10 protein-coding genes are annotated in these 11,186 nt (G+C 65.0%); 3 read left to right on the top strand and 7 right to left on the bottom strand.

Features of this window, described 5'->3' with window-relative positions; translation table 11 throughout:
• The 3 genes from IVB12_RS35060 to IVB12_RS35050 form a co-directional block, all read right to left on the bottom strand.
• On the bottom strand, positions 1–185 hold a 185-nt coding region (locus IVB12_RS35060; RefSeq protein WP_247306864.1), incomplete at its 3' end, for a helix-turn-helix domain-containing protein.
• Positions 186–311: 126 nt separating this feature from the next.
• A complete protein-coding gene (locus tag IVB12_RS35055; RefSeq protein WP_247306862.1) occupies positions 312–902 on the bottom strand; it encodes a thiamine pyrophosphate-dependent enzyme in 591 nt (196 codons plus the stop codon).
• Entirely contained in the window at positions 899–1,447 is a 549-nt protein-coding gene (locus IVB12_RS35050; protein WP_247306860.1) for a phosphonopyruvate decarboxylase, read from the bottom strand. Before IVB12_RS35050 ends, IVB12_RS35055 begins: the two co-directional genes overlap by 4 nt.
• A gap of 106 nt (positions 1,448–1,553) precedes the next feature.
• Between IVB12_RS35050 and IVB12_RS35045 the strand changes: the two genes are divergently transcribed.
• The 3 genes from IVB12_RS35045 to IVB12_RS35035 all read left to right on the top strand — a co-directional run bounded on the left by IVB12_RS35045 (position 1,554) and on the right by IVB12_RS35035 (position 6,167).
• Positions 1,554–2,783 carry a cytochrome P450 gene (locus IVB12_RS35045; protein WP_247306858.1) on the top strand — a complete coding sequence of 410 codons (1,230 nt, stop codon included), beginning with the start codon at positions 1,554–1,556 and terminating at the stop codon, positions 2,781–2,783.
• A 197-nt stretch (positions 2,784–2,980) separates the two neighbouring features.
• Positions 2,981–4,195: an ornithine--oxo-acid transaminase gene (rocD, locus tag IVB12_RS35040; RefSeq protein ID WP_247306855.1), complete on the top strand. Its 1,215-nt coding sequence runs from the start codon at positions 2,981–2,983 to the stop codon at positions 4,193–4,195.
• A 523-nt stretch (positions 4,196–4,718) separates the two neighbouring features.
• Complete coding sequence (locus IVB12_RS35035) at positions 4,719–6,167, top strand: Spy/CpxP family protein refolding chaperone (protein WP_247306850.1); 1,449 nt, start codon at positions 4,719–4,721, stop codon at positions 6,165–6,167.
• Between the two features lie 18 nt (positions 6,168–6,185).
• Here the strand turns inward: IVB12_RS35035 and IVB12_RS35030 are convergent, their stop codons facing one another.
• The 4 genes from IVB12_RS35030 to IVB12_RS35015 form a co-directional block, all read right to left on the bottom strand.
• Complete coding sequence (locus IVB12_RS35030; RefSeq protein ID WP_247306847.1) at positions 6,186–7,049, bottom strand: sugar phosphate isomerase/epimerase family protein; 864 nt, start codon at positions 7,047–7,049, stop codon at positions 6,186–6,188.
• Entirely contained in the window at positions 7,049–8,254 is a 1,206-nt protein-coding gene (locus IVB12_RS35025; RefSeq protein ID WP_247306845.1) for a dihydrodipicolinate synthase family protein, read from the bottom strand. The genes IVB12_RS35030 and IVB12_RS35025 overlap by 1 nt, the downstream gene beginning before the upstream one ends.
• Before the next feature lie 129 nt (positions 8,255–8,383).
• The gene (locus IVB12_RS35020; protein WP_247306842.1) at positions 8,384–9,535 is read right to left on the bottom strand and encodes a Gfo/Idh/MocA family oxidoreductase; all 1,152 of its coding nucleotides are present in this window, start codon (positions 9,533–9,535) and stop codon (positions 8,384–8,386) included.
• Entirely contained in the window at positions 9,532–10,929 is a 1,398-nt protein-coding gene (locus IVB12_RS35015; RefSeq protein WP_247306839.1) for a hypothetical protein, read from the bottom strand. Before IVB12_RS35015 ends, IVB12_RS35020 begins: the two co-directional genes overlap by 4 nt.
• Positions 10,930–11,186 lie beyond the last annotated feature (257 nt).

The raw sequence follows: 11,186 nt of genomic DNA, 5'->3' as shown, positions 1-11,186 counted from the left end.
AGGATCTCGGCGTAGAGCGCCGCCTTGGAGGGGAAATGCTTGAACAGCAGCGCCTCGGAAATAGCAGCGGCGGCCGCCACGCTCTTGGTCGTGGTGCCGTTATAGCCGTGTCGGGCAAAGCAACGTTTCGCGGCACCGAGGATCAATTGACGCCTCAGGTCGCTCGTCATACGCAATGAGCTCATGCTAGTGAGTAAGCACTCACCCACGCAAAAGTCAAGCACTATGCTGCATCGCAACCTCTAGATTGGGTCGAAACTGGCTCGCGCACACGGCGCACGAGCAGGACGACGACATCGGCAAGGCCGGCCCTAAATCGGCCGGAAGCCCAGGTCGCCCCGGAGCCGGTTGACGATGTAGGTCCCGTCCCGGGTCGGCAAGATCCGCTCAACGCTGGCGCTGTCGATCTTCACATTGGCAAAGCGTGGCCCCGCGGAAACGTCGTGGACGACTTTGGCCAAGGCCTCGACCTCGGCCATGGTCGTGACGGCCCGGCTGTCCTCGATGCCGCAGGCCCGAGCGACGCCGACGAGGTCGGCAGCCGCGGAGGTGTGGCTGGTCTGGCCGCCAGTCTCGCCATAGGCCTCATTGTCGAGCACGACGATGGAGAGATTGGCCGGCTTCTGCAGCCCGATGGTGGCCAAACTGCCCATGCCCATCAGCATCTCGCCGTCGCCCGTGATGACCAGCACCGGCAGCTTTGGCTGCGCCAGCGCGAGCCCGAGCCCGATCATCGCAGCTCCGCCCATGCCACCCCAGAGATAGAAGTTGCGTGCGTGGTCGCCGGCCGCGCACATGTCGTTGGTGGAGGCACCTAAGCCGCCAATCGCAACCACATCCTTGCGCTCCGCGAGCAGTGTGGACACCACTTGGCGGCGGTCGAGGAGATTGGCCTTGCTCATTTGGTGAAAACCTTGGCGCCGATCAGGCGCTGCGACAGAAGGACGGCGGTGGGAGTGAGTGCGTTGTAGGCCTGCGCTGCGGCCGCCTCCAGCACGGCCGGCACCTCGGCCGGGTTCGAGGCACGCAGCACCTTGACGCCGGAAAGCTCGAATACGCCCTGCGTGGTCGACCCCATCGGCACCTGCCACGGGTTGAACTCGCCCCACTCGCCGCGCATGGTCACGAGCGTGAGGAACGGAAAGCGCAGGATCGGGATCAGCGACAGCATGTTGATGCAATTGCCGACGCCGCTCGACTGCATCAGCAACACGCCGCGCTGTCCGCCCGCCCAGGCGCCGGCGAGAAGTGCCACGCCCTCCTCCTCCGTCGTCAGCGGTATGCCGCGCATCGTGGAGGAGGCCAGCACGCGCTGGATCAGCTTCGAGTGACCGGCATCGGGCACGTACGGCACCTGCCGGACGTCGAAGCGCTGCAATGTCGCGAAAATATCGTCCGGCCAGAGAACACTCGGGGCCGTGTCGGGAGCGTCAGCGCGCGCGTGCATTTTCCTGTCCGGTCAGCTAGCAAAGACGGCGCGACTGTAGACGCATGCGCGCGTCGGCCAGAACAACAAAAACGGCATATCGGCTTTAACCGGCGAGTATAACGGAATGAACGCAGATGCGAAGGAGCTGGCGGCAAGCTTCGATCTCGAGAAGCTGACGCCCGAGTTCTACGACAACCCCTATCCGACCTATCGTGCACTGCGGGAGAACGAACCGGTCAAACGCCTGCCGAACGGCACCGTCTTCCTGACCCGCTATGACGATCTCGTCACCACCTACAAGAACACCAAATCGTTCAGCTCGGACAAGAAGCGCGAGTTCGCGCCGAAATACGGCGACAGCCTGCTCTACGAGCATCACACCACGAGCCTCGTCTTCAACGATCCGCCGTCCCATACCCGCGTGCGCCGCCTGATCATGGGAGCACTGTCGCCTCGCGCCATCGCCGGCATGGAGGGCGACCTCATCAAGCTGGTCGACGGCCTGCTCGACGCCATCGCCGCCAAGGGGGCTTGCGAGCTGATCGAGGACTTTGCCGCCTCCATTCCGATCGAGGTGATCGGCAATCTGCTCGACGTGCCCCACGAGGAACGCGCGCCGCTGCGCGAGTGGTCTCTGGCGATCCTGGGCGCACTCGAACCGGTGGTGTCGCCCGAAGCGGCCGCGCGCGGCAACAGAGCGGTGCAGGACTTCCTCGCCTATCTCGAGACGCTGGTCGCGCGCCGGCGCCGAAAGCCCGGCAATCCCGAGCGCGACGTGCTGACGCGCCTGATCCAAGGAGAAGGGAGCGAGGAGAACGGCGAGCGGCTGACCGAGAAGGAGCTGCTGCACAATTGCATCTTCCTGCTCAATGCCGGCCACGAGACGACCACCAACCTGATCGGCAACGGCCTCGTCGCGCTGCACCGCAATCCGGACCAGAAGCAGCGCTTGATCGACAACCCCGACATGATCAAGACCGCCGTCGAGGAGATGCTGCGCTACGAGAGCTCCAACCAGCTCGGCAATCGGATGACCACGGAAAAGGTCGAGCTCGGCGGCGTCATGCTCGACGCCGGCACCTCGGTCACGCTGTGCATTGGCGCGGCCAACCGCGACCCCGCACAGTTTCCGGAGCCCGAACGCTTCGACATCGCGCGCACGCCGAACCGGCACCTCGCCTTCGCCACCGGCGCGCATCAATGCGCGGGCATGGCCCTGGCGCGGCTGGAAGGCGCGATCGCGATCTCGCGCTTCCTGGCGCGCTTCCCAAACTATGCCGTGGCCGGGCAGCCGGTGCGGGGCGGGCGGGTCCGGTTTCGCGGCTTTTTGAGCGTGCCCTGCGCGATCGGATGAAGCCTCCAAACAAAAATGACGAAAACAACCCCATGCACAGTAGAGAACCCTCTGACATTTCAGGCAAATCGGGTGGGGGCTACGCCATCGGACGCATGCAGGCTTCCGAGGCGACAAGTTGATACCCAGATCAAGTTGAGGGCCGCCGGCGGTGCAGTCGGTTGACGCCGCCGTGCGCGGCCATGGAGTGACGACACATGAGCTCGTCGGTCATTGATTTCATCGCAACAGAAGCACGCTTTGGGGCCCACAATTACGAGCCGATCGGGGTCGTCCTGTCCCGCGGCGAAGGTGTCTGGGTGTGGGATACCGAAGGCAACCGTTATCTCGATTGCCTCTCGGCCTATTCGGCGGTCAGCCAGGGCCACTGCCACCCCAAGATCCTGGCAGCGCTGGTCGAACAGGCGCACAGGCTGACGCTGACCTCGCGCGCCTTTCACAACGACCAGCTCGCCTTGTTCTACGAGGAAATCGCGGCGCTCACCGGCTCGCACAAGGTGCTGCCGATGAACAGCGGCGCCGAGGCGGTCGAAAGCGCGATCAAGTCGGTCCGCAAATGGGGCTATGAGGTGAAGGGCGTGCCGGACGGCCAGGCCGAGATCATCGTCTGCGCCAACAATTTCCATGGACGCACGCTGGGCATCGTCGGGTTTTCCACCGATCCCGAGACACGCACACATTTCGGTCCGTTCGCGCCTGGCTTCAGGATCATCCCGTTCGGCGATGCCGCGGCGCTGGAAGACGCAATCACGCCCAACACCGTCGCCTTTCTGGTCGAGCCGATCCAGGGCGAAGCCGGTGTCGTCATTCCTCCAGCCGGCTATTTCACGAAGGTGCGCCAGCTCTGCACCGCCAACAACGTGATGCTGGTGCTCGACGAGATCCAGACCGGGCTCGGCCGTACCGGCAAGCTGCTCGCCGAACAGCACGAGGGAATCGAGGCGGACGTGACGCTGCTCGGCAAGGCCCTGTCCGGTGGCTTCTATCCCGTGTCGGCCGTGCTCTCGAACAACGACGTGCTCGGGACATTGAGACCCGGGCAGCATGGTTCGACCTTTGGCGGCAATCCGCTTGCCTGCGCGGTGGCGCGCGCGGCGATGCGCGTGCTGGTCGAGGAAGGCATGATCGAGAACGCGGCCAGGCAGGGCGCGCGCTTCCTCGAAGGCTTGAAGGGCATCCGTGCCAACATGATCCGCGAGGTGCGCGGACGCGGCTTGATGCTGGCGGTCGAGCTGCATCCCGAGGCCGGGGGCGCACGCCGCTATTGTGAGGCGCTCCAGGGCAAGGGCATCCTCGCCAAGGATACGCATGAATACACGATCCGCATCGCCCCGCCGCTGGTGATCACCAGCGACCAGGTCGACTGGGCGCTGGAGCGGCTCGCCACCACCTTGACCCAGGATTTCTCTTGAGGCTGCCTGCGTCGGAAGATCGCAAGGCCGGCCGCGGCCAAGAACGAACGATCCGGCCACCTGTGCGTTGAACGTCGTGGGCGATGACGAGCTGGGAGCTAGAACCATGCTTCCGCGTTGCGTTTGCCTTACGGCTTTTTTAGTTGGTGTCTCGGTGCTGGCGACGAGCGCCGGCGCTTTCGCCCAAGGACTCGGACACGGAAGGGGCGGACCACCCGGTCCGGCCGCAGCACCGGCGGCTCGGCCAGCAGCACCACCGGCCACGGCCCATCCGGCGGCGCCGCCAGCCATGGCACGCCCCGCAGCGCCGGCTTTCCATCATCCCCCGGCCATGCAGCGGCCGGCCATGCCGCAGCGACCAGCCATGGCGCCACATCCGGCGCCGCGTATTGCCTCACCGCCACCGCGCCCGTCCCCACATTTCGCTGCACCGCCGCGGGCAGCCCCGCACGTGGCGACACCGCGGCCTGAATTCCATCGGTCGCCGGCAGCACGGCAACATCCGGCCATGGCGCCTCGGCCGATGCCGCACATCGCGGCCCCATCGCGCCCCAGCGGACCGCCGGCCGCGAGCGAGCGGCTGTCGCGGCGGGATCAGATTGAACAGCGCGCGCAACAGCGCCAGCAGCAAGTCCAGCAGCGTGAGCAGATGGTGCAGCAGCGGCAGCGCGAGATGCTGTCGCGCCAGACGACGGAGCGTCAGACCCGTATCGAACGACTCCAGCAGCGTGTGCAGCAATTGCAGTCGCAAAAGCCGGAAAGCGTGCGGGCGCAACGCCTGCAGCAACGGATGCTCCAGACGCAGAACCGCTTGCTTGATCGCGAGCAGCGCGCGCAGCAGAGCGACCTGGCGCGCCAGCAGCGGCTTGGCCTCCAGGCTCCGGCCGCGCGCGCCCCGGCCACCACGGCCGCCGCGCAGGCTGCTGAGCGCGGGCGGTTTGCCGCGCGCTTCCGTGAGCAGGCCAATCCGCAGACCCAAGCGGCCCTCCTCACCCGCCAGAGCGGCTGGGCTCCCCGGCAGGCTTGGCGTCACCGCCATCCCGCGGCGTTCGTGGCGTGGCTTGGGCCGGTGTTCTGGCCATACGCCTATTCCGACATTTTCAACTACACGTTCTGGTCCTATGCTTATGAGCCCGGCTATTGGGCGTACGCGTATGACGATTTCGTCGACACCGTGTTCTGGGGCGGTGACGGCCCCTATTCCGCCTATGCCAGCACCAATCCGTATGACTATCCGCACGCCGGCGGCGGCCGCCGGGCGCGCCCGCGCGCCAGCGTGAGCCCGCAGACGCTACAGCAATTGTGCGGCACACCAGACAAGGGCGTGACGGCTTGGCCGCTTGCCGATATCGCGAAAGCAGTGCAGCCGACGCCGGAGCAACGCGCGCTGCTCGACGAGTTGAAGACCGCGGCGGCCAACGCGGCCGCCGTGTTCAAGGATTCCTGCGCGGAGACTTATGCATTGACGCCGCCTGGCCGCCTGCGCGCGATGATGAATCGCATCAGCGCGACGCTGGAAGCGGTCAAGATCGTGCGACCGGCACTGGAGAAATTCTACAACTCGCTCAGCGACGAACAGCAAGCGCGCTTCAACGCGCTTGGGCCCCCTGTCGGCGACCGCTCGTCACAGCAGCAGGAAGCGAGTAGCGAGGGTTGCGGCGATCCGAAGTCCGGCCTGACCCAGTTGCCGATCGAACGCATCGACGCCGTTGTCCGCCCGGCCGGCAAGCAGAAGGATGCGCTCGAGCGCTTGGACGACGCGACGAAGCAGGCAGTCGCAGCACTGCAAGCCGTCTGCCCGGACAGTGTGCCGTTGACACCCGTCGGACGCCTGGAAGCCATGGGGGATCGTCTCCAAGCCATGCTCGCCGCCGCCAAGCTGGTGCAACCCGCACTGGACGAGTTCTACGCGACGCTGAGCAGCGAGCAGAAGGCGCGCTTCAACACGCTGCAACAGGTTGCAGGACCGTAAGGGCAGCGCGCGCGTGACCTACACCACCGTCTTGTGCCGCGCGATGCAGGTGCGCAGCACCTCGTCCATCGGTTTGGCCCACCAGTCATTGGAGAAGATTTCGATCTCCGAATAGCCGGCAAAGCCCTGCGCTTCGACCGCTTGACGCACCGATTTGATGTCAATCACGCCGTCGCCCATCATGCCGCGGTCGTTGAGGATGTCCTTGGTCGGCACCATCCAATCGCAGACGTGGAAGGCGAGCAGGCGATCTTGGCCGGCGCGCGCGATCTGGCCCATCAGCTCCGGATCCCACCAGATGTGATAGACGTCGAGCGCAACGCCGAGCATGCCGCTGCGGCCGGGGTCGAGCCGGTCGCAGATGTCGAGCGCCTGTTTTGTGGTGTTCACGCAGGCGCGGTCGGCTGCATAGGCCGGGTGCAATGGCTCGATCGCCAATGGCAGGCCTGCCTGCTTGGCGTAATCGAGCATCTCGGCCAGCGCTTCCTCGACCTGGCCGCGCGCTGCCGCGATGTCCTTCGAGGCCTCGCTGCCCGGCCGCGAATATTGCGGCAGGCCGCCGACCACGAGCACGATGCAGGGCGCGCCGAGCGCCTTCGCCTCGTCCACACAGCGCCGGTTGTCGTCGCGCACTTCGCCCCGCCGCGAAGAATCCGAGGTGAACATGCCGCCACGGCAATAACCTGAGAGATCGAGGCCGGCGTCGCGCACGGCGCGTACCGCGCGGTCGAGCCCGACAGAAGCAACCTGGTCGCGCCAGGGATCGATGGCGCGGATGCCCTGCTTCGCACAGGCATCGATGATCTCGACGAGGTCACCCTGCTTGCGGACCGTCGCCGTGTTCAGCGACAGCCAGCGATGGTCGGACGAGAAATCGCGCATCAGGGTTCAAGTCCGTGCGAGGCCAGCACAGTCTTCATCCGCTGTGTCGCGAGTTCCGGATTGGCGAGCAGGCCAGCCTGATCGGCAAGGCGAAACAGCTCGGCCAGATGCAGCATCGAGCGCGCGCTCTCCTGGCCGCCCACCATGGTGAAGTGGTCCTGGTGGCCGTTGAGATAAGCCATGAACACCACGCCGGTCTTGTAGAAGCGCGTCGGCGCTTTGAAGATGTGGCGCGACAAGGGAACGGTCGGTCCCAGCACGTCGTGGAAGCCGGCTTCATCGCCGGCCGCCAGCCGCGACAGTGCGTAGGATGCTGCCGGCGCGATGGCGTCGAAGATGCCAAGCAGCGCATGCGAAAAGCCTTCGCTGTCCCCGGCGATCAGCTCCGCATAGTTGAAATCGTCGCCAGTATACATCTTGATGCGCTTGTCGAGGCGACGGCGCATATCGATTTCACGCTGCTTGTCGAGCAGCGAGACCTTGACGCCGTCGACCTTGGCAGCGTTGGCGTTGATGATGGCGACCGCAATATCCATCGCCTTGTCGAGATCCTTGGTGCCCCAATAGCCCGTCAGCGCCGGATCGAACATATCGCCCAGCCAGTGGATGATCACGGGCTCACGGACCTGCGAGAGCACGCGATCGTAGACCTTGGCGTAATCATCGGCATTGCGGCCGAACTTGGAAAGCGCCCGCGACGCCATCAGGATGATGCGGCCGCCGACCTTCTCGACCGCCGAGATCTGCTCCTCATAGGCGCGGATCACGTCGTCGAGGTTCCTGGCATCCTCGATCGCGAGATGATCGGTGCCCGCGCCGGAGAACACCAGCGCGTTGCGACGCTTCGCGGCAGCGACCGAGCGCGTGATCAGCTCCAGCGAGGTCGGCCAGTCCAGCCCCATGCCGCGCTGCGCGGTGTCCATCGCCTCGGCAACGCCGAGACCGAGGTCCCAGACGTGCTCGCGGAAGGCGATGGTCTTGTCCCAGTCGACAGCGACCGAAAGCCAGGGATCGTTGTCGGCGAAGGGATCGGCGACCGTGTGCACGGCCGAGAAGGCGATGCGGTTCAGCGGGCCCTCGAGCTTTGCGGGAAACGGGCGCGAGGCCGCGAGCCGATAGGTCTCGATCGAACGATCGGCCTTCGGCAGCTTGAGCGACAATGACGACATTGAAGGAGCAGGCTTGGGCTGGACTGGCTTGTTCATAATTTTTGACCTCTCCCCGTCATTGCGAGCGAAGCGAAGCAATCCAGAGCGTCTCCGCAAAGAAAGTCTGGAATTGCTTCGTCGCTTCGCTCCTCGCAATGACGGCTCAACTGACACTAGGACTCGGCTTCAGGCCTTGATCGGGGCGACGTCGATCCAGCGCCGCTCCTTCCAGCTCTTCAACGCGCACTCGGCGAGCTGCACGCCCTTGGCGCCTTCGAGCAGCGTGAACTTGTAGGGCGCATCCTCGTAGACGTGGCGGATGAACATCTCCCATTGCTCCTTGAAGCCGTTATCGTAGGAGACGTTGTCGGGCATCTTCTGCCAGTCGCCGTAGAAATCGTGCAGCCGCTTCTCATCGGGATTCCACACCGGACGGGGCGTCGCCTGCCGGGCCTGAATCACGCAATCGGTGAGCCCTGCGACCGCGGAGCCGAGCGTGCCGTCGACCTGGAAAGTGACGAGGTCGTCGCGATAGACCCGCGTCACCCAGGACATATTGATGTGGGCGATGACGCCGCCCTTGAGCTGGAACGTCGCGTACGCCGAGTCGTCCGCGGTCGCCTTGTATTTCTTGCCCTGCTCGTCGTAGCGCTCGGGAATGTCTGTGTTGCCAATGCAGCTCACGCTCTCGACCTCGCCGAAGAGATTATCGAGCACGTAGCGCCAGTGGCAGACCATGTCCAAGATGATGCCACCGCCGTCCTCGTCGCGGTAGTTCCAGGACGGCCGCTGCGCCTCCTGCCAACCGCCTTCAAACACCCAATAGCCGAACTCGCCGCGCACCGAGAGGATGCGGCCGAAGAATCCGGAGTCGCGCAGGAAGGCGATCTTCTTCAGGCCGGGCAGGAACAGCTTGTCCTGCACCGTGCCGTGCTTGACGCCCTTTGCGTGAGCGAGTTTCACGACCTCGACGGCCTCCTCGAAATTCGTCGCAATCGGCTTCTCGCAATAGACATGCTTGCCGGCATTGATGGCCTGGGTCAGAAGGCCGGGTCGGGCCTGCGTGGTCGCGGCGTCGAAGAACATGGTGTCGTTCTTGTCGGCGAGCGCGGCGTCGAGGTCAGTGGTCCAGCGCGTGATGTTGTAGCGCTTGGCCAGGGCCTCGACCTTCTCGGCGCTGCGGCCGACCAGGATCGGGTCGGGCATCACGCGATCGCCGTTCTTCAAGCGGACGCCGCCCTGGTCGCGGATCGCGACGATCGAGCGGATCAGATGCTGGTTGAGCCCCATGCGGCCGGTGACGCCGTTCATGATGAGGCCGAGGCGTTGGGTAGTCATGCCAATTGCTCCTGAAGTGATTTTGGCTGTTCGAGCGGGCGAAGCGCCGACCAGTCCGGATGGACCGAGGTGGCGAAGCCCGCAGCATGAAGCGATCCCGTCAGGAGATCGCCGTCGTGAATGGAGAGACGGATGCCCTGCCCGGCATCGGCATAGAGATCGGGATGCGCCGCCGCGAAAGCTGCAGCTTCAGCGGCGGGCGTGTCGCCGAAGCCGTCGACATAGTGATGGCCGTTGCGTTCGGCATGGGTGACGCCGATCAGGGCACCGAGCGCGAGGTCCTGCTGCACGGCAAGGCCGGCTTGGCAGGTCAAATCCTCGGCCGTGACGAAGAACGCCTCGCCTTCCGCGCTCCATTTCGCCGCGCGCGTGGCGTTGACGATGGCCTTGTAGAGACCCTTGCAGGATTTTGAGGAGATACCGCGATAGCCGAGGGCCCGCGCTGCGGGGAACGCATCGTAGCTATCGTCGGCTTCGTCGATGATGAAACCGCGCGCGGCAAGCGAGCCCAGTGGCGATTGCCTCGTGATGTCGCGCGGCATCGGCTGCTCGACATAGAGCAGGCGCGAGGCGATCGGCCGCAACGCGGGATCGTGATCGAGGCGATCCATCAGCGCCTGCAACGCGGCGAGATCGGCGTATTGCTCGTTGGCGTCGAGCGACACCTTGTAATCATGTCCGATCGTATCAAGCTCCTTGCCGATCCGCGCCAGCCGCACCGCATCGGCGGCGGGATCGCCCGACAGCTTGAGCTTGAAATAGCGAGCACCGGCGTTCTCGCGTGGATCGGCAACTCCGCCGTCACCTTCAACGGCATCATCAAGGCCGACGGTGTGCCTGATGGCAACACGCTCCAGCCGTTTCCGGCTCGAGAGAAACGTTCTGATGTCCCTTTCGCTCAGGTCAGGCGACAGCCGCGCATCGATGCCGGCGATATTAGCGGCCATCCCATCGAAGAAGCTGGTCTCGGCGGCGCGGAGCAGGGCATCGAGGATCGCCTTGTCGATTTCCGCTGGACCATAGGCCGCGGCAAGCGCCGGAATGTTCTTCTTCGCGCAGGTCGCGACCTGGGCGCCGATGCACGAGGCATGCAGATCGAACGCCGTCAAATATCCAGTCCGCGCCAGATAAAGTCCGCGCGCAATCTCCAGCGAGCGTCGCAAACCATCGACCGTCTGCGCCGGCGACAGCTCCGGCCGCTTGTCGAACCATTTCGGCACCAGCAGCTCGGCGCTGGCGCCGACCGCGCTTCCCCTGCCCTCGACCTCGATCTCGACCCGCACGAACAGCTGCGGCGTCGCGCTGATGGTCATCGCGCCAAAGCGGAACGGCCGCGCGAAATGCACGGGACGTTCGAACAATGCGATATCTCGCAGCTTCAGACGGGGTGACATGGTGTTACCGAATGACGGTTAGTGAAGCCGGTGCGACCGCGGAGACGGTGCACCTCGCCCGCTTGCGGGAGAGGTCGGCGCGCAGCGCCGGGTGAGGGTTTTCTCCTCTTGGGGAGTCTTGCCAGCCGAGGCACCCTCTCCCCAGCCCTCCCCCGCAGGCGCAGGGGAATCGCATATGGATTTCTCTGGCCTATTGCATTGGAGAGCAAGAGAGATTCTGAAGACGACTCCCAGAGCATGGAGGGGGTCGGATGCGG

The organism is Bradyrhizobium sp. 179, assembly GCF_023073535.1.
Taxonomy (GTDB): Bacteria; Pseudomonadota; Alphaproteobacteria; order Rhizobiales; family Xanthobacteraceae; genus Bradyrhizobium.
Note: the sequence above shows the minus strand (reverse complement) of the source record. Positions and strands in the feature narration are given on the sequence as shown.